This is a genomic window from Candidatus Poriferisocius sp. (assembly GCF_965204145.1).
Lineage (GTDB): Bacteria > Actinomycetota > Acidimicrobiia > Acidimicrobiales > Bin134 > Poriferisocius.
In genome coordinates this window covers 1,617,503-1,635,134 of the sequence record NZ_OZ241977.1, presented here as the reverse complement: position 1 = coordinate 1,635,134, position 17,632 = coordinate 1,617,503, and the positions used below count along the sequence as shown (strand labels likewise).

The 17,632-nt window shown below is 68.2% G+C and carries 23 protein-coding genes; 18 read left to right on the top strand and 5 right to left on the bottom strand.

Features of this window, described 5'->3' with window-relative positions:
* Nucleotides 1-36: 36 nt before the first annotated feature.
* Nucleotides 37-678, top strand: a complete 642-nt coding sequence (gene nth, locus ACOGI7_RS07500) for an endonuclease III (RefSeq protein ID WP_419851291.1) — start codon at nt 37-39, stop codon at nt 676-678.
* A 71-nt stretch (nt 679-749) separates the two neighbouring features.
* Nucleotides 750-1,784, top strand: a complete 1,035-nt coding sequence (locus tag ACOGI7_RS07495) for a zinc-dependent alcohol dehydrogenase (RefSeq protein WP_419851290.1) — start codon at nt 750-752, stop codon at nt 1,782-1,784.
* Between the two features lie 19 nt (nt 1,785-1,803).
* Here the strand turns inward: ACOGI7_RS07495 and ACOGI7_RS07490 are convergent, their stop codons facing one another.
* Both ACOGI7_RS07490 and ACOGI7_RS07485 read right to left on the bottom strand, forming a co-directional pair.
* Nucleotides 1,804-2,781, bottom strand: a complete 978-nt coding sequence (locus tag ACOGI7_RS07490) for an LLM class flavin-dependent oxidoreductase (protein ID WP_419851289.1) — start codon at nt 2,779-2,781, stop codon at nt 1,804-1,806.
* Nucleotides 2,782-2,817: 36 nt separating this feature from the next.
* Nucleotides 2,818-3,021, bottom strand: coding sequence for a hypothetical protein (locus tag ACOGI7_RS07485; protein WP_419851288.1), 204 nt, complete (start codon nt 3,019-3,021; stop codon nt 2,818-2,820).
* Nucleotides 3,022-3,116: 95 nt separating this feature from the next.
* Between ACOGI7_RS07485 and hisD the strand changes: the two genes are divergently transcribed.
* The 6 genes from hisD to hisF are packed head-to-tail and all read left to right on the top strand — an operon-like array spanning nt 3,117 to nt 8,253.
* A complete protein-coding gene (gene hisD / locus ACOGI7_RS07480) occupies nt 3,117-4,427 on the top strand; it encodes a histidinol dehydrogenase (protein ID WP_419851287.1) in 1,311 nt (436 codons plus the stop codon).
* Nucleotides 4,420-5,499 carry a histidinol-phosphate transaminase gene (gene hisC, locus ACOGI7_RS07475; protein ID WP_419851286.1) on the top strand — a complete coding sequence of 360 codons (1,080 nt, stop codon included), beginning with the start codon at nt 4,420-4,422 and terminating at the stop codon, nt 5,497-5,499. The genes hisD and hisC overlap by 8 nt, the downstream gene beginning before the upstream one ends.
* On the top strand, nt 5,496-6,095 hold the full coding sequence (hisB, locus tag ACOGI7_RS07470; protein WP_419851285.1) for an imidazoleglycerol-phosphate dehydratase HisB: 600 nt from the start codon (nt 5,496-5,498) through the stop codon (nt 6,093-6,095). The genes hisC and hisB overlap by 4 nt, the downstream gene beginning before the upstream one ends.
* Nucleotides 6,096-6,108: 13 nt before the next feature.
* Nucleotides 6,109-6,735: an imidazole glycerol phosphate synthase subunit HisH gene (hisH, locus tag ACOGI7_RS07465; RefSeq protein ID WP_419851284.1), complete on the top strand. Its 627-nt coding sequence runs from the start codon at nt 6,109-6,111 to the stop codon at nt 6,733-6,735.
* Between the two features lies 1 nt (nt 6,736).
* Nucleotides 6,737-7,462, top strand: coding sequence for a 1-(5-phosphoribosyl)-5-[(5-phosphoribosylamino)methylideneamino]imidazole-4-carboxamide isomerase (gene hisA, locus ACOGI7_RS07460; RefSeq protein ID WP_419851283.1), 726 nt, complete (start codon nt 6,737-6,739; stop codon nt 7,460-7,462).
* Nucleotides 7,459-8,253 (top strand): imidazole glycerol phosphate synthase subunit HisF, encoded by a 795-nt coding sequence (gene hisF / locus ACOGI7_RS07455; protein WP_419851282.1) that lies wholly within the window; start codon nt 7,459-7,461, stop codon nt 8,251-8,253. The genes hisA and hisF overlap by 4 nt, the downstream gene beginning before the upstream one ends.
* A gap of 18 nt (nt 8,254-8,271) precedes the next feature.
* Here the strand turns inward: hisF and ACOGI7_RS07450 are convergent, their stop codons facing one another.
* A complete protein-coding gene (locus ACOGI7_RS07450) occupies nt 8,272-8,907 on the bottom strand; it encodes an alpha/beta hydrolase (RefSeq protein WP_419851281.1) in 636 nt (211 codons plus the stop codon).
* 28 nt (nt 8,908-8,935) lie between these two features.
* On the opposite strand from ACOGI7_RS07450, the gene ACOGI7_RS07445 reads away from it, so the two are divergent.
* From ACOGI7_RS07445 to fabZ, 10 genes are all read left to right on the top strand, one after another.
* Nucleotides 8,936-9,292 carry a GroES family chaperonin gene (locus ACOGI7_RS07445; protein ID WP_419851280.1) on the top strand — a complete coding sequence of 119 codons (357 nt, stop codon included), beginning with the start codon at nt 8,936-8,938 and terminating at the stop codon, nt 9,290-9,292.
* 71 nt (nt 9,293-9,363) lie between these two features.
* Nucleotides 9,364-9,738: a phosphoribosyl-AMP cyclohydrolase gene (hisI, locus tag ACOGI7_RS07440; protein ID WP_419851279.1), complete on the top strand. Its 375-nt coding sequence runs from the start codon at nt 9,364-9,366 to the stop codon at nt 9,736-9,738.
* A gap of 10 nt (nt 9,739-9,748) precedes the next feature.
* The gene (gene trpE / locus ACOGI7_RS07435; protein ID WP_419851278.1) at nt 9,749-11,260 is read left to right on the top strand and encodes an anthranilate synthase component I; all 1,512 of its coding nucleotides are present in this window, start codon (nt 9,749-9,751) and stop codon (nt 11,258-11,260) included.
* A gap of 10 nt (nt 11,261-11,270) precedes the next feature.
* Nucleotides 11,271-12,122 (top strand): YgfZ/GcvT domain-containing protein, encoded by an 852-nt coding sequence (locus ACOGI7_RS07430; RefSeq protein ID WP_419851277.1) that lies wholly within the window; start codon nt 11,271-11,273, stop codon nt 12,120-12,122.
* A 42-nt stretch (nt 12,123-12,164) separates the two neighbouring features.
* On the top strand, nt 12,165-12,842 hold the full coding sequence (locus ACOGI7_RS07425; RefSeq protein WP_419851276.1) for a phosphoribosylanthranilate isomerase: 678 nt from the start codon (nt 12,165-12,167) through the stop codon (nt 12,840-12,842).
* Nucleotides 12,843-12,844: 2 nt separating this feature from the next.
* Complete coding sequence (gene trpB / locus ACOGI7_RS07420) at nt 12,845-14,029, top strand: tryptophan synthase subunit beta (protein ID WP_419851480.1); 1,185 nt, start codon at nt 12,845-12,847, stop codon at nt 14,027-14,029.
* A complete protein-coding gene (trpA, locus tag ACOGI7_RS07415; RefSeq protein WP_419851275.1) occupies nt 14,026-14,802 on the top strand; it encodes a tryptophan synthase subunit alpha in 777 nt (258 codons plus the stop codon). Before trpB ends, trpA begins: the two co-directional genes overlap by 4 nt.
* 117 nt (nt 14,803-14,919) lie before the next feature.
* Nucleotides 14,920-15,198 (top strand): HU family DNA-binding protein, encoded by a 279-nt coding sequence (locus ACOGI7_RS07410; RefSeq protein WP_419851274.1) that lies wholly within the window; start codon nt 14,920-14,922, stop codon nt 15,196-15,198.
* Nucleotides 15,199-15,216: 18 nt separating this feature from the next.
* Nucleotides 15,217-15,681 carry a thioredoxin-dependent thiol peroxidase gene (gene bcp, locus ACOGI7_RS07405; protein WP_419851273.1) on the top strand — a complete coding sequence of 155 codons (465 nt, stop codon included), beginning with the start codon at nt 15,217-15,219 and terminating at the stop codon, nt 15,679-15,681.
* Nucleotides 15,682-15,700: 19 nt separating this feature from the next.
* Nucleotides 15,701-16,123: a 3-hydroxyacyl-ACP dehydratase FabZ gene (fabZ, locus tag ACOGI7_RS07400; RefSeq protein ID WP_419851272.1), complete on the top strand. Its 423-nt coding sequence runs from the start codon at nt 15,701-15,703 to the stop codon at nt 16,121-16,123.
* 24 nt (nt 16,124-16,147) lie between these two features.
* On the opposite strand, the gene ACOGI7_RS07395 is transcribed toward fabZ, so the two are convergent.
* Together ACOGI7_RS07395 and acpP are read right to left on the bottom strand one after the other, a co-directional pair.
* Nucleotides 16,148-17,332, bottom strand: coding sequence for a beta-ketoacyl-[acyl-carrier-protein] synthase family protein (locus ACOGI7_RS07395; protein WP_419851271.1), 1,185 nt, complete (start codon nt 17,330-17,332; stop codon nt 16,148-16,150).
* Nucleotides 17,333-17,387: 55 nt separating this feature from the next.
* Nucleotides 17,388-17,627 (bottom strand): acyl carrier protein, encoded by a 240-nt coding sequence (acpP, locus tag ACOGI7_RS07390; RefSeq protein WP_419851270.1) that lies wholly within the window; start codon nt 17,625-17,627, stop codon nt 17,388-17,390.
* Nucleotides 17,628-17,632: the final 5 nt, after the last annotated feature.

The window sequence follows — 17,632 nt, the reverse complement described above, 5'->3', positions numbered from 1 at the left end:
CCAACTTCCCACGCCGGGGTCGCTACCATCCCGTCGATGGCGAAGCCGCGCACACCCAAGGGCCGGGCCAGGCGCACCCACGAGCTGCTGGCCGAGGAATACCCCGAGGCGGTGTGCGAGTTGGACCACGAGAACCCGTTCCAGCTTCTGGTGGCCACCATCTTGTCGGCCCAGTGCACCGACAAGCGGGTGAACATGGTGACCCCCGACCTCTTTGCCGCCTATCCCACCCCTGAAGACCTGGCCGAAGCGCCCTTGGCCCATGTGGAAGAGCTAGTTCGGTCCACCGGTTTCTATGCCACCAAGGCTCGCAACATCGTGGGCATGGCCCAAGACCTGGTGAACCACTTCGACAGCCAGGTGCCGGGCAAGATGTCCGATCTGGTGAGCCTTCCCGGCGTGGGCCGCAAGACCGCCAACGTGATTCGCAGCGTGGCTCTCGGCTTGCCCGGCCTGCCGGTGGACACCCATGTGGCCCGCATCACCGGCCTGCTGGGCATCACTGAGCACAAGGATCCTGTGAAGATCGAGTTGGAGCTGAACCCCATGGTGCCCGCCGCCGAGCGGGGCGAGTTCTCCCTGCGGCTCATCCTTCACGGCCGCCGGGTGTGCATCGCCCGCCGCCCTCGCTGCCACGAGTGCGTGCTGGCCTCGTTCTGCCCCTCGGCCGGGGACTGAGGGGCAGCCGCCCAGGTCCGACCATTAGAGTTTGGTTTCGCACCCAGAATTGAAGGACAGGAGATGTCAGCATGCAAGCGGCACGATTGGTAGAAGGAACTCTTCAGATTTTGGACGTACCGGCACCTGAACCGGGGTTTGAGGAGGCACTGATCCGCATCAGCTCATCGGGGGTGTGCCACTCCGACCTGCACTTGGCCCGAGGCGACTGGATGGGGGTCTCCGGCATCGAGGTGCTGGGCCATGAGGCCATTGGCGTGGTCGAGGCGCTGGGGCCGGGGGCGGAGCGCTACAGCCAGGTGGGCGACCGGGTGATCCTCGGGCTAGGGGGCACCGGCGGCGGCTACTGGTGCGGTGCCTGCGAGTTCTGCTTGCAGGGCGAGCCCCGGCACTGCGCGCAGACCCAAGGGATCATGGGCACCTTCGCCGAGCAGTTCTGCGTGTGGGCCAAGTCGCTGGTGTTGCTGCCCGACTCAGTGGGCGACGAGGAGGCCGCCCTGGCCTGCGGCGGGCTCACCGCCTATGGGGCGGTGAAGAAGCTGTTCCGCAACCAGGTGCCCCCCGGCCGCTGGGTGGCCATCATCGGCGCGGCCGGCGGGCTGGGCCACTACGCGGTGCAGATCGCCAAAGCGCTGGGCTACAAGGTGGTGGGCGTCGACGTCGGCGCCGACCGGCTGGGGTTCGTCGAGTCGCTCGGGGCCGACGTGGTGGTGAGCGCCGACGACGCCTTGGAGGCAGTGCCAAGGGAGATCGGACGCGGCGGGGTGGATGCCAGCATCGTGTTCTCCGCGGCGATGGCCGGCTTCACCCTCGGATTCCGGCTGCTGCGCCCCAAGGGGCTGTTCGTGGCCGTGGGGCTGCCCCCCACCAGCGAGGGCAATATCGAGTTGAACCCGTTCGAGTTCTTCATGAGGGATGCCACCCTCATCTACTCCGCGGTGGGCACCGTGCAGGACATGCGCGAGCTGGTGGACATGGCCGCCGCCGGGCAGGTCAAAACCCACGTCGGGCGCACCGGCGCCCTGTCGGAGCTCGACGACATCTTCGAGGAGCTCCAGTCGGGCAAGTACGTCGGCCGGGCCGTGATCAACAACCTGGCCGGTTAGCGCCGTTCTGATTGCGGGATTATGCCCCCTCGGCGAGGGCGGGCATGACCTTGTTCACCACCAGCTCCAGCGTCTCCCAGCCGATGGCGGGGTCGATGCCGCCGCACAGGGGGTGGAGGGTGGCCGCGCCCTTGGTGCGCACCAGCTCCACGCACTCGTCGGGGGTGAGCACCTCGAATTGGCCGGAGGCTTTGAGTCCGGCGATGTCCTCGGCCTCCACATGCCAGCCGGAGCGCTGGTCGGGGTACTGCCAGCTGGCGTAGGCCGCCGCGTCGTACAGCATGTTGGGGCCGATCTGGGCCCACAGCGCATCGGGGTCCTCGGTCACCAGCACTAAGCCGGGGCCGTCGGGGGCCATGGCGAACGCCCCCTCGAAGCCGATCTCGGCGGCTTCGGCGTAGTAGAGGTCCACCAGTTCTTGATCGCCGATGGGCGGCATGTAGGGCAGCCGCAGCCGGGCGGCCCGCTTGGCCGACGCCGGCACCGAGCCACCCACCATCACAATGGGGTGGGGCTGGGTCACCGGCTTGGGGGTCACCCACACGGTGCGGCCCTGGTACTCGAACGGCTCCCCGGTCCAGGCCTGCTGCATGACCTTCAGGGCTTCCTCGGTGTCGCGGCCCCGCCGGGTGCGGTCTCTGCCGAACATCTCGAACTCCGACTCCCGGTAGCCCAGCCCGGCGATGGTGATGAGCCGGCCCGGCGCCATCAGATCGATGGTGGCGATGTCCTCGGCCAGTCGCAGCGGATCGTGATAGGGCACCAGAAGAGCCGACAGCGTACACATCAGGTTGTCGGTTGCCCCCAGGATGGCGGCCGAGATGGCCAGCGGCGCCGACATGAAGCCGTCCTCGGTGCCGTGGTGCTCGCTGGTGATGGCCCCGGCGAACCCCCGGGTGTCGGCCCACTTCACCATCTCCAGCATGGCGCGGTACTGGTCGGCGTGGGTGACCTCGGTGAACGGAGGGGTCCGCAGATCAAAGCGCAGATTGAACATTTCTTCTCCCGGTGGGCTCGATGGGTACAGGTAGATTTACAGACTTCGGGTCAGGCGGTCGAGACGGCGGGTCGCCCCCCGCAGACCCCGCTCCACCTCGTACAGCTCAAAGGCCACGTCCTCCCGGTCGGTGCCCTCATAGCGCCGGGCCACCTCCGCCACCCGCTCCCCGAGATCCCGCATCACACTGCTCAGCGAACTGAGCTCCGCCCCATCCGCCGCCAAAGACCTGTCGTCCACAAAGAGGTTCTACCGCATAATCAGGCGGTGGGTTTCTTTGAGGACCGGGCAAACCCTTCGTAGTTCGGACATATCGGCCTGTAGTTTTGGGGGTCGTGCTAAGCCGAGTGGATCTGCGGGGTGTGGCCGACATCTCTGGCCGCCTGCCCCGGCCTGAGCCCGTTTCTGAGGGCTCGGTGGTCGCGGTCCGCGAGATCATCGATGCGGTGCGGTCTGAAGGCGATGCCGCACTGGCCCGCTATACCGAGCAGTTCGACGGGGTCATTCCTGCTGCTTGGCAGGTGCCTTCGACCGAGGTGGCCGCTGCTCGTGGTCGAATCGACTCTGATCTGCGCTCCGCCCTTGAGACGGCTGCTGATTCGATCGCCGAGTTCCACCAAGGCCATGTGTCACAGGAGCAGGTCCACAATCGCCAGGGCATCACCATTCGCAGCTGGGACCAGCCGGTGGGCCGGGCGGGCTGCTATGTGCCCGGCGGGCGAGCGGTCTACCCGTCCACTGTGCTGATGACCGCGCTGCCCGCCCGAGCCGCTGGAGTGGACGAGGTGGTGCTATGCATGCCCCCGGATTCGGATGGCCGGGTGGCCGACGTCACTCTGGCCGCCGCTGCCATCGCTGGAGTGGACGAGGTGTACGCGGTGGGTGGCGCCCAGGCCGTTGCCGCCATGGCTTATGGCACTGAGTCGATTGGCGCGGTGGACGTGATCGTGGGGCCGGGCAACGTGTACGTGGCCATCGCCAAACAGCTTGTGGCCGGGGTTGTCGGCGTGCCGGCCGCGTTTGCCGGACCGTCGGAGGTGGTAGTAGTGGCCGACGGCACCGTTCCGGTGGAATACGCCGCCATCGACCTCATCGTGCAGGCTGAGCACGGCCCTGATGGCCTGGCTTGGCTGATCACCTGGGATCCCGACGCCGCCGATTCTGTGGAGAAGGCCGTGGCCGAATTGCTGTCAGATGCCGCACGCCGGGATGACATCGCGGCAACGTTCGACCGCAGCGGGCACATCGTTCTGGTCGACGGACCTCAGGCCGCGGCCGAGGTGGTGGACTTCATCGCTCCCGAGCACCTGCAAGTCATGACCCAGGCACCCGGGGCAGTGATCAGCCGGGTCCGCAACGCCGGGGCTATCTTCCGCGGCCCGCTGGCCCCTGCGTCCATTGGCGACTATGTGGCTGGACCTTCCCATGTGCTGCCCACCAACGGCACCGCCCGCTTTGCTGGCGCGCTCAGCGTGCGGGACTTCACCAAGCCCATGCACGAGATAACGGTGGACTCCGAAGGATTGGCCGCGGTCGGTCCCCATGTGGCGGCAATTGCCGAGGCTGAGGGGCTGGATGCCCATGCCCAGTCGGTCCGCCTTCGCGGCATCGGCGACAAGGTTCAGGAAGGATCTGATGATGAGTAGCCCCGACCGCCTGGCGGTGAGAGAGAACCTGGCCATGATGTCGGGCTACCACTCGCCGCAGCTCGACGTGGCCGTGCGGCTCAACACCAATGAGTCGCCGGTGCCGCCTCCCGAAGGGTGGGCCGAGGCACTGCGGGCTGCCCAGACCGACATCGATTGGCACCGCTATCCGGACAGGGGGGCCCACGAGCTCCGCGCCGCTTTGGCCAAGCACGAGGGGGTCGCTCCCGAGCAAGTGTTCGCCGCCAACGGCTCCAATGAGGTGCTCCAGTGCCTGATGCTGGCGTTCGGAGGGCCGGGCCGGGCCGCGCTCACGTTCGAGCCCACCTATGCGCTTCACTCCCACATCTCCCGACTGGCGGCCACCGAGGTGGTCACCGGCGAGCGGGAGGAGGATTTCTCGCTGGACGCCGACTACGCCTCGGCCATGGTGGCCGAGCACCGACCGGCCGTGACCTTTTTGTGCTCGCCCAACAATCCCACCGGTATGGTCGAGCCCCCTGAGCTGGTGGAGAGGCTGCTGGCCGACGTGTCGGCGCTGCCCGGGCTGTTGTTGATGGACGAGGCCTACGGCCAGTTCGATCCCCACACCGCGGTGGACCTGGTGGACGAGAGCCGCCCGCTGGCGGTGGCCCGCACCTATTCCAAGACATGGTCGATGGCCGCAGCCCGGCTTGGCTATCTGGTGGCCCCATCCTGGGTGGTGGCCGAACTGGAGAAATCGGCGTTGCCCTATCACCTCGACACCATGAAGCAGATCGCCGGACGCCTGGCCCTCGACTACGAGGACGAGATGAATGAGCGGGTGGGCATGCTGGTGACCGAGCGGGAGCGGATCGCCGCCGGACTCGACCAACTCCCGGTTCGTCACTGGGAATCGGGGGCCAACTTCATATTGCTCCGCCCTGATTCCGGAGACGGCGACGCCGTTTGGCAGGGTCTCGTGGATCAGTCGGTGCTCGTGAGAAACTGTTCTTCTTGGCCCCGGCTGTCGGGCTGTCTGCGGGTTACCGTGGGAACCCCGGCCGAAAACGATGCCTTCCTGTCTGCTCTCCGTGAGGTGCTGACATGACAATCTCATCTCGAACCGCCTCTGCCTCTCGGAGCACCGCCGAGACAAGCATCGACATCGCCATCGCCATCGACGGCAGTGGCCAGGGCACCGCAACCACCGGATTGCCGTTCTTCGACCACATGCTGAGCCAGCTCGGCCGCCACGGCGGCTTCGAGTTGCGGGTGGACGCCTCCGGCGACTTGGAGATCGACGCCCACCACACCGTGGAAGACGTGGGCATTCTGCTGGGCTCGTGCTTTGCCGAGGCGCTGGGCGACAAGGCCGGGGTTCGCCGGTTCGCGTCGATCGCGGTGCCGCTGGACGAGGCTTTGGTGGAGGCCGTGGTCGACCTGTCGGGCCGCCCGTTCCTGCACTACGACGTGAGCCCTCCGGGCCAGAAGATCCTGGGCGATCCGCCGTTCGACCCCCAGCTCTGCGAGGAGTTCTGGCGGGCGTTCGCCACTTCCGCCGCTCTGACCCTGCACATCACCATGGTGCGGGGGAAAAACACCCACCACATCATCGAGGCCAGCTTCAAGGCGGTGGCTCGGGCGCTGCGCGACGCCGTGCGGGTGGAGGGCACTGGCATCCCTTCCACCAAAGGGGTTCTGTGAGCAGAGGAGTTCGGTGACCAGGCCGCTCATCGCGGTATTGGACTACGGCATCGGCAACCTCCGCTCGGCCCAGAAGAGCCTGGAGCGCATGGGAGCCGACGCCCGGCTGACCGCGGATACCGGGCTGATCGCTGACGCGGCCGGGGTAGTGCTGCCCGGCGTGGGGGCGTTCGGACCCTGCATGGCCGCGCTGCGCGACACCGGACTCGACGAGCAGGCCCAGGCGGCGGCGGCCGATGGCCGGCCGTTTCTGGGCATCTGCATCGGCTTGCAGCTTCTCTACGAGGGCTCCGAGGAAGCGCCGGGCGTGGCCGGGCTGGGCATTCTGCCCGGCACGGTACGCCTGCTGCCTGGCAACGTGAAGCGACCCCAGATGCAGTGGAACCGCTTGGAGGTGCGAACCCCCGGCCCCCTGCTGGAGGGACTGGACGACGCCTGGGTGTACTTCGTCCACTCCTATGCCGCGCCGATGGACGACAACGTGGTCGCCACCTGCGAATACGGCGGTCCGGTGGCGGCGGTGGTGGCCGACGGCAACGTGGCAGCGACCCAGTTCCACCCCGAAAAATCGGCCCGCCCCGGCCTCCGGCTTTTGAAGAACTTCGTGAACCAGGCCCGAGTCGCGACCGTGGGAGCGTGAGATGCAGCTCTACCCGGCCATCGATCTGCGGGACGGGCGCTGCGTGCGGCTCTACCAGGGGTCGTACGACGCCGAGACCGCCTACAGCGACGACCCTGTTGACCAGGCCCGGCAGTTCGCCGACGCGGGGGCCTCGTGGCTGCACGTGGTGGATCTGGACGCGGCCCGCACCGGGGAAGCGGTCAACCTGTCGGTGATTGCCGCCATCGCCGAAGCCGTGGGCGTGCCGGTGCAGACCGGCGGCGGGGTTCGCACCCTGGACGCGGCCGCCGCGCTGGGCGACGCCGGGGTAGCCCGGGTGGTGGTCGGCACCGCCGCGGTGGAGAACCCCGGCCTGGTGGAGCAGATCGCCGCCCGTCAGCCAGTGGCAGTGGGATTGGACGCCCGGGGGCGAGATGTGGCCACCCACGGATGGGAGCGAGGCGGCGGGGGAGACTTGCTGGAGCTGGCCGCCCGCTTCGAGTCCTCGGGGGCCGATGCGGTGGTGGTCACCGAGATCAGCCGTGACGGAACCATGAGCGGCCCCGACACCGACGGCCTAGCCGCGGTGTTGGCCGCCACCCAATTGGCGGTCATCGCCTCCGGCGGAGTGGCGACGCTGAACGACCTGGTGGCACTGGAAGGGGTTTGCGACGGCCACCGGCGCTTGGCTGGGGTGATCGTGGGCCGGGCGCTGTACGAAGGGCGCTTCACCGTGGAGCAGGCTTTGGAGACGCTGACCTCATGAGCGCGTCGGCGACCGTGCCCAGCAACGCCCGGATCATCCCCTGCCTGGATGTGGACGCTGGCCGGGTGGTCAAGGGGGTCAACTTCGTGGACCTCACCGACGCCGGCGACCCGGTGGAACTGGCCGCCCGCTACGACCAGCAGGGGGCCGACGAGGTGGTGTTTCTCGACATCACCGCTTCGTCGGACCGGCGGGAGACCACCGTGGAGCTTGTACACCGCACCGCCGAGGAAGTGTTCATCCCGTTCACCATCGGCGGGGGAATCCGCACCGTCGACGACGCCCGCCTCCTGCTAAGGGCCGGGGCCGACAAGGTGTCGGTGAATACCGCGGCGGTGAACCGCCCCAAACTGGTGGCCGAGATCGCCGACGAGTTCGGCAGCCAGTGCGCGGTGGCGTCCATTGATGCCCGCCGCACCAACGGCGGCTCTTTCCCCTTCGAGATATTCACCCACGGCGGTCGCACTCCCACCGGGATCGACGCCATCGAGTACGCCATCAAGGTGACCGAGCTCGGCGCGGGGGAGATCCTCCTCACCTCCATGGACCGCGACGGCACCCGCGACGGCTTCGACATCGAGCTGACCCGTGCGGTGGTGGAGGTGACCAACGTGCCGGTGATCGCCAGCGGGGGAGTGGGCACCCTCGACCACCTGGTAGAAGGCGTGATCGAGGGCAAGGCCGACGCCGTGTTGGCCGCCTCCATCTTCCACTTCGGAGAGCACACCGTGGCCGAGGCCAAAGCGCACATGGCCGCCGCCGGCATCCCCATCCGCCCCGCCGACGCCTGACCGGGTGCGGAGCCGCTCCTAGAGATCGGCCAGAAACCCGTCGATCAGGGTGTTGAGCCGGTCGGTGCGGCCGACGAGAAAGTGGTCGGCACCGCCGACAGGATGGATCTCGGCGTTGGCCCAGTCGGCGGTGGTGGCCTGGGCCTGATCGGGAGGGTTGAACTGATCCCGCTCGGGCACGGCCAGCCACTTGGGCCGGGGATCGGCTGCGGCCTTGAAGCGGTCGGCGTTGACCACCCGCAGCGGCGGGGCCACCAGGAACCAGCCCGCCAGCTCCGGGGCATCGCAGGTCAGGGCCATGTCGGCGCCGAATGACCAACCGGCCAGCACCAGTGGGCACTGCTCGCTGCCGGCCGCGGCCATGGCCTCCACCGCGGCCCACACATCGAGCTGTTCGCCCTCGCCGAAGTCGTGCTCGCCCTCGGAGCCCCCCACCCCTCGGAAGTTGAACCTCAGTACCGCACATCCCGAGCCCACCAGGTGGGTGAACAGGGTGGAGACCACCAGCGAGTGCATGTTGCCCCCGTACTGGGGATGGGGGTGGGCGATCACTATCCGGTTCCGGGGTCCAGCGGGCAGCGCCCACTGGGCCTCGAGGCTGAGGCCGTCAGCGGTGGTCAATGTGGTGGCGGTCGCTCCGAAGTCGTCGGTCATATTCCCGTCACGGTAGCGTTGGCACCCCATGGCCAAGGCAGCAAACTCCGCAAGCAAGGTCGCGCCCGAGGACAAACTCCCCATCAAGATGCTCAACGACCGTATCTTGGTGCAGCTCGACATTCCCGAAGGAGAGCGGCGCTCCACCGGCGGCATCCTCATCCCGGCCACCGCCCAGGTGGGCAAGCGCCTCGCCTGGGCCGAGGCCATCGCGGTGGGTCCCAACGTCCGCACGGTGGAGTCGGGCGACCAGGTGCTGTTCAACCCCGAAGACCGCTACGAGGTGGAAGTGCGGGGCGCCGACTACCTCATTCTGCGGGAGCGGGACATCCATGCGGTGGCCGCCCCCCGCCTCGACGAGGGAAGCACCGGCCTATACCTCTGATCAACCAACATCTCTGATCCCGGCTCGCAAATGGCTCTAACCGGGCCGGAGTCTGCTCCTACGATGGGGCTATGCCAGCAATCACGCCCATAGAAGCTGCCCCGGGAACGCTGGACCAGGTGACGTACAACAGCGACGGGCTGGTTCCGGCCATCGTGCAGGACCATGACGGGGGCCGGGTGCTGATGATGGCGTGGATGAACCGGGAATCACTGGAGCGCACTCTGGAAACCGGGCGCACCTGGTTTTGGAGCCGATCTCGCCAGGAGTACTGGTGCAAGGGAGAGACCTCCGGCGATCGCCAGTACGTGCGGGAGGCGTTCTACGACTGCGACGGCGACACCCTGCTGTTTATCGTGGAACAGGAAGGCCGCGGTGCCTGCCACCTCGGGAAGTACTCGTGTTTCTTCCGCTCGTTCGACGAGCCGTTGCCGCCTTCCGAGTGATTCGGCCCGCATGACCGCAATCAGCCCCGACCGCGGCGAGTTCCACCGGCTGGCGGCCGAGTGGACGGTGGTGCCGGTGTGGCGGGAGCTGGTGGCCGACCTCACCACCCCGGTGGCGGCGTTCGTCCGCACCGTGGGCGACGAGCCCGGTTTCCTGCTGGAGTCGGTGGAGCACGGCGAGCGCTGGAGCCGGTTCTCCTTCATCGGGCGTCGCCCGCTGGGCACCCTGGTGGCCCGCGGCGGCCAAGTGTCCACCACCGGGGAGTTCCCCGAGGGAACCCCGCTCGACCAGGGAATTCTGGCCGCGATAGAGCACATCTTGTCGCAGTGGCGATCCCCGGCCATCGACGAGCTGCCCCCGCTGCACGGCGGTCTGGTGGGCTATCTGGGCTACGACGTGGTCCGGGAGGTGGAGCATCTGCCCGACATCCCGGTCGACGACCAGGAACTGCCCGATGCGGTGATGTCGGTGATCGGGGAGCTGGCCGTGTTCGACCACTGGCGCCAGCGGGTCGTTTTGATCCACAACGTGATCATCCCCGCCGGTGCGTCGTCGGCCGAGGTAGACGCCGCCTATGACCGCGCCACCGCCGCCCTCGAGCAGCTGGCCGCCGATGGGGCCCGACCGGTGGCCGAGCCGCTGCTGGAGCCCCCCACAGAAGACGAGGAGCTGCCCGAGGTGGTGTCCTCCATGGGCTCGCAGAGCTTCTGCGACGCAGTGGAGGCGGCCAAGGAGTACATCCTCGCCGGCGACATCTTCCAGGTGGTGCTGGCCCAGCGGTACGACTTCGACCTGGAGGCCGAGCCCTTCGACGTGTATCGCTCGCTGCGCCAAGTGAATCCCAGCCCCTACATGTACTTCGTGCGCCTGCCCGAGGTGTCGCTGGTGGGGTGCTCGCCCGAGCCGATGGTGCAGCTTCTCGACGGCAGGGTCATCTCCCGCCCCATTGCCGGCACCCGTCGCCGGGGCCGCACCGAGGCCGAGGAGCGTCGGATGGCCGCCGAGCTGTCCGAGCACCCCAAGGAGATCGCCGAGCACATCATGCTGCTGGACCTGGCCCGCAACGACGTGGGCCGGGTGGTGTCCTTCGGCACCGAGACGGTGGACGAGATGATGACCTTGGAGCGCTACAGCCACGTCATGCACCTGACATCGCAGGTGTCGGGGGATCTGGCACCGGGGCGCACCTCGGTGGACGTGCTGCGGGCCACCCTGCCCGCGGGCACCGTGTCGGGTGCGCCCAAGGTGCGGGCTATGGAGATCATCGACGAATTGGAGCCGGTGAAGCGAGGCCCCTATGCCGGCGTGGTCGGCTACCTGGATTTCTCGGGGAACATCGACACCGCCATTGCCATCCGCACAATGGTGATCCAGGGAGGTCGGGCCTCCGTGCAGGCCGGGGCCGGCATCGTGGCCGACAGCGTCCCCGACCAGGAAGACCTGGAGTGCCGCAACAAGGCCCGGGCCCTGCTGCTGGCCGTGCCCGCCGCCCGGCGAATGAACCGGAGCCGTCGATCATGAGCGGCGCATCATGATGGACTCAGTGGACTTGTCGACCACCGTCGGGGCCGGTTCGACCGACCGTGGCGTGCTGGCGGTGACCGGTCCCGACGCCGAGGAGTTCTTGCAGGGCCAGCTCAGCCAGGACGTCGCCGCGCTGATCCCCGGCCAGTCGGCCTGGTCGCTCATCTTGCAGCCCCAAGGGCGCATCGACGCCTTCGTGCGGGTCACCCGCCAACGGGACGACCGGTTCGTCCTCGACACCGACGGCTCGCTGGAGCAGGTCATCGCCCGGCTCCAGCGGTTCATGCTCCGCACCGATGTGACCCTGGAGCCCCTCAATTGGCAGTGCATCGCCCTGCGCGGCCCGGGCGCGGCAGAGGCTGCCGTTGCTGGAGAGGTCATCGGCCCGGTTCCCACCGGCGGGGTCGATGTGCTCGGCCCGGCCCCTGCGGTGTCAAAGGACGTGCCCACAGTCGACTCAGAAACCCTGGAAGCTCACCGCATCAGGTGCGGATTCCCCCGTATGGGGGTGGACATCGACGACCGCACCATCCCCGCCGAGGCCGAGGTGGTCGCCTTCACGGTGAGCTTCACCAAGGGGTGCTTCACCGGCCAGGAGCTGGTGGCCCGCATGGACTCCCGGGGAGGCACGGCCCCCCGGTACCTGCGGCTGCTGAGCATGGAGGGCCGGGTTGGCCTGGCCTCCGGCGAGCCGATCACCGGCGCCGACGGCGCCGACATCGGCACCGTCACCAGCGCAGCCTGGGACGCTATCGCCGGTGCCACGGTGGCCCTGGGCTACATCAAACGGGCTGTGGAGATGCCCGCCGAGGTGCGGGTGGCCGGCTGCTCCGCCCATGCCGCCGCTGTTCCCCGCTGACAATCCCAATCCCGAAGGAATCAGCCGGTAGTTTTGGAAGCAGTGTTCATCAAGATCTGCGGCATCACCAACGCCGATGACGCCCTGTTGGCCACTGCATTGGGCGCCGACGCGGTGGGCTTCATCATGGCCCCGTCACCCCGGCAGGTCGCCCCGCCTCGAGTAGAGGAGATCGCCCGGCGGCTTCCCGCCGACGTGCTCACCGTGGGCGTGTTCAAAGACGAGGCCCCCAGCAGGGTGATCGAGATCGTCAACCGCTGCGGCCTCAAAGCCGCTCAGCTTTCTGGTCGGGAGAGCATGGAAGACACCCGTTTGATTCGAGGGAGTGTGCCGACGGTGATCAAGGCCTTCCCTGGCGGCAGCCCTGCCTTGTCGGTCGCCGACCGGTATGGCGCCGACATAGTGATGGTGGACTCCGACACCCCTGGATCGGGCCGGGTGTTCGACTGGTCGCTGGCCGAAGGGGCGCCCGGCGGGATCCGCCTGCTCATGGCCGGGGGGCTGACTCCCGAGAATGTGGCCATGGCCATCGCCAAAGTCCGCCCCTGGGGGGTGGACGTGGCCACCGGGGTGGAGCTCTCTCCCGGTCGAAAGGATCCGGCGAGAATGCGGGCCTTCATCAATGCCGCTCGGGAGGCCCAGCCGGCCCGCCCTGAACGAGATGAACCAGGGGCCGACGAGGATGGCCCCTACGACTGGCGGGGGGAGGGGCTCCAGTGACCATGGCCGAGCCCGTGGGCGGGCGGTTCGGCGAGTTCGGCGGGCGCTACGTTCCCGAGCCCCTGGTGCCGGCCTGCGAGGAGCTGGAGGCGGCGTTCCGCTCCGCCTGGACCGACGACGGCTTCCGAGGCGAACTGAACAAGCTGCTGGCCGACTATGCCGGACGGCCGTCGCCGCTCACCGAGTGCCACCGCCTGTCTGAGGAGCTGGGATTGCGCCTGCTGCTCAAGCGGGAAGACCTCAACCACACCGGCTCCCACAAGATCAACAATGTGCTGGGACAGGCCCTGCTGGCCGTCCGCATGGGCAAGACCCGGCTGGTGGCTGAGACCGGCGCCGGGCAGCACGGCGTGGCCACCGCCACGGCGGCAGCCCTGTTGGGCCTGGAGTGCGTGGTGTACATGGGCGAGGTGGACATGGAGCGCCAGGCCCTCAACGTCTTCCGGATGAAACTGCTGGGCGCCGAGGTGCGATCGGCGGTCTCGGGCAGCCGCACGCTGAAGGACGCCATCAACGAGGCCATGCGCGACTGGGTGGCCACCGTGGAGAGCTCCCACTACTGCCTGGGCTCGGTGATGGGCCCCCACCCCTACCCGTGGATGGTGCGCGAGCTGCACCGGGTGATCGGCGACGAGGCCCGCGAGCAGTGCCGGCAGCTTCTGGGCACCGATCCCGATGTGGTCACCGCCTGCGTGGGCGGCGGCAGCAACGCCATCGGCATCTTCAGCGGATTCGTGGACGGCGACGCCGCGCTGGTGGGCGTCGAGCCGGCCGGCGGCGCGGCTATCGGCCGGGGCGTGCCCGGCGTTGTCCACGGGTCCAAGTCGTTTCTGATGCAAGACGAGCACGGCCAGGTGCTGGAGGCCGAGTCGATCTCCGCCGGCCTCGACTATCCCGGTATCGGTCCCGAGCACTCCCATCTGGCGGCCATCGGCCGAGCCCGCTATGAGTCGGTGACCGACGATGAGGTGGTGGCCGCCTTCGAGCTGCTGTCGCGCACCGAGGGGATCATCCCCGCGCTGGAGCCGGCCCATGCCCTGGCCTGGGTATCGCGGGTCCGCGAGGAGCTGGCCGGCCAGGCGGTGCTGTTGAACTTGAGCGGGCGGGGCGACAAGGACGTCGACCAGATGATGGGCCGACTGGTGGTGGACGCCAGCTCCAACGGCGATGACGGGCGTCTTGGGTGAGCGCTGAACCGGGAGCTTTGGAAGCCGCCTTGCGGGCCCGGCGCTCCCAAGGCGGCAAGGCACTGGTTCCCTACCTGACCGGGGGGCTGGGCGACTGGCAGGCTGGGCTGGCCGCGGCCGCCGACGCGGGGGCCGATGCCATCGAGGTGGGCATCCCGTTCTCCGACCCGGTGATAGACGGCCCGGTCATCCAGGAGGCCAACGACCGGGCGCTGGCCGACGGGATCACGCCGTTGGCCGTTCTCGACGCCCTCGGACGCCTCGACGTGGGCGTCCCGCTGGCGGTGATGACCTACTACAACATCGCCTTCCGGTTCGGGCTGGAGCGGTTCGCCTCCGTTCTCGCCGAGCGGGGAGTGGCCGCCGCCATCCTTCCCGATCTGCCCCTGGAAGAAGCGGGCCCGTGGACCGAGGCGGCCGACGCCGCCGGAGTGGAGACCGTGCTGCTGGCCGCCCCCACCGCGTCTGATGAGCGGCTGGGCCGCATCTGCGCTCGAACTCGGGGATTCGTCTACGGCGTGGGGCTCTTGGGGGTGACCGGCGTGCGAGACGAGCTGGCGTCGTCGGCGGCGGTGATGGCCGGGAGGCTCAAGGAGATGACCGACATGCCCGTTCTGGTCGGGGTGGGGGTGGGCACTCCCGAGCAGGCTGAGGAGGTCTGCCGAGTGGCCGACGGCGCGGTAGTGGGCTCCGCGGTGGTGCGCCGGATGCTGGACGGCGGCCCGGCCGCGGTGGGAGATCTGATCGGGCGGTTCCGCCGAGCGCTGGATTGAGTTCGAGCTTTCCCTACTTGAACTTTGCATTTCCCGTGCGGGCTGCTTGACTCAGGTGACTTTGTGTCTAATCCCATCTGAATTACACTCTCGTAATTCACTATTCAGGAGGATTCCATGAACAAGTCAGAGTTGGTCAGCACCATCAGCGAGCGCACCGGCGAGAGCAAGAGCTCTGTCGAGGCCGTGATCAACAGTTTGGAGACGGTGGTCACTGAGCAGGTCATCTTGGGTGACAAGGTGTCGATCACCGGCTTCGTGTCCTTCGAGCAGACCTCGCGAGGGGCTCGCACGGGCCGCAACCCCCGTACCGGCGAGACCATCCAGATTGCCGCCGCCAAGGGCTGCAAGGTCAGCGCCGGCGCCCGGCTGAAGGCGGCCGTCAAGGGGACCTGATCGGCTAGGGTCCACCGCATGGCTGATTGGCTGCTGTCTCCCGGCGATCCGGCGCCGGATTTCACGCTGGCGGATCAAAACGGCAACCAGGTGTCGCTGGGCGACTTCGCCGGGCGGAAGCTGGCGATTTTCTTCTTTCCCAAGGCACTCACCCCCGGTTGAACCAATCAGGCAATCGGCGTTCGTGACATCGCCGCAGAACGGGGTATCGCCGCGGTGGGAATCAGCGGAGACAAGCCCGACCGCCAGAAGCGGTTCGATGAGAAGTGCGACTTGGGCTATTCCCTGCTGTCCGACCCCGACCATGAGGCTGCCGAGGCTTTCGGGGTCTGGCGGGAGAAGAAGATGTACGGCAACACCTATTTGGGCATCGTCCGCTCGGCCTTTCTGGTAGATGAGAGCGGTCGCCTAGAGCACGCCTGGTACAAGATCAGCCCCAAGAACACCGCGGTCAATCTGGCTGCGGCACTGCCCGAGGGATAGCGGAGCAATAGCGTTTCCCATGAGGCCTCCAGCCGAGGTCCTTCCTCACCGCCCCCCATTCCTGTTCCTCGACGAGGTCACGTCCATGGTGGCCGGGGAGCGGGCGGAGGGCTACTGGCAGCTCACCGGCGATGAGCCGTTCTTAGCCGGCCACTTCCCCGGCCGTCCCACGCTGCCCGGCGTGCTGATGGCCGAGGCCATCGCCCAGCTCGGGGCCTACATCGTGCTCCACGACGAGCGGTTCGCGGGAAAGCTGCCCTTGTTCGGCGGCCTCGACAGCGCCCGCTTCCGCCGCCAGGTGAACCCCGGCGAGCGCTTGGACCTCGAGGTGGAGATGACCCGCCTGTCGGCCCGGGCCGGTCGGGGCGCGGGACGGGCGTCGGTGGACGGCGAGCTGGCCTGCTCGTGCGAGCTGCTGTTCGTGGTGGTCGACGCCGGTTAGCAGCGCCGGGCCGGCAGTACCCGATTATTCGGGCGGAGGGGGACCGATCACGATGGCCCCGTTGTGCCCGCCGAAGCCGAAGGAGTTGGACAGCGACGGTCCCGGGGTCCACGGGGCGGGTTCGGGGGCCACGATGCGGATGGGGGCCATGTCGGGGTCGGGGGTCGCATACCCGTAGGTGGGGGGAATCAGCCCGTGCTCCATTGCCAGCAGCACGGCCACCGCTTCGATGGCCCCGGCCGCGCCCAGGGCGTGTCCGGTCACCCCCTTGGTGGAGGTAACCTGCGGCCCCGGGGTGCCGAACACCTTCTGGATGGCCTCGGCCTCGGCGGCGTCGTTCAGCGGGGTAGACGTGCCGTGGGCGTTGATGTGGACGATGTCGTCGGGTTGCAGCCCGGCGTCGGCCAGGGCCAGCTCCATGCACCGCACGGCCCCTGCTCCCCCCGGCGATGGGGCGGTGATGTGGTAGGCGTCGGCGTTGCTGGCCCCGCCCAGGATCTCGCCCAGCACCGTCGCTCCCCGGTTCTGGGCCGACTCCAAGTCCTCCAGCACGAGCACGCCTGCGCCCTCGGCCTGGATGAATCCGTCTCGCTCCAGGTCGAAGGGGCGGCTGATATGGGATCGGGAGACGGCGGTCATGTTCCAGAAGGTGGCCTCGCCGGTGATGGAGTTGGACGCCTCGCTGCCGCCGGTGATGACCGCATCACAGCGGCCGGAGCGGATCAGCATGGCCGCGTTGGCAATCGACTGGGTGCCCGCCGCGCAGGCGGTGACCGTGTTCTCACACGGCCCGGAGAAGCCGTAGCGCATGGAGATGGCCGCCGAGGCCGCGTTGGCCATCAGCATCGGCACCAGGAACGGCGACACCCGGCGCTCGCCTTTCTCGATGCGGACCTGGATCTGGTCTTCCAGGGTTCGCAGGCCGCCGACGCCGGTTCCCACCCACACGCCGATGCGGTCGGGGTCGGCGCTGAGCTCGCCCGACTGCTCCAGCGCCTCGGCCGCTGCGGCCAGCGCCATTTGGGCGAATCGGTCGGTGCGGCGGGCGTCTTTGGGGGAGTCGAAATGGGGGAGGGGGTCGAAGTGGTCCATCACCCGCCGGCCCTCGGCGGGCGCTTCCAGCAGCCCTTGCCAGAAGGCGTCCCGGCCGAGGCCGGGCCAGCCCAAGACCCCGATGCCGGTGACCGCCACTCGGCGCGGAGCGGTCATGTTCTGGTGCTCCGCGGCCGGGGCTCGATTTTCGTCTCGTCAGCGGGCTGCCAGGTCATCCCAGTTTGACGGTCACCAAGTCGAAGGCTTGGCCCACGGTCTCGATGCCCTCCAGCTCTTCCTCGTCGATGGTGATGTCGAACTCCTCTTCGAGGGCCATCACCAGCTCGACCAAGTCGAGGCTGTCGGAGTCCAAGTCGTCGGCAAAGGTGGCTTCGGAAGTGACCTGGTCGGCCTCCACCGACAGCACCTCTACGGTGCAGTTCTGGAAGCGAGTGAAGTTGTCGTCGCTCACGCTTG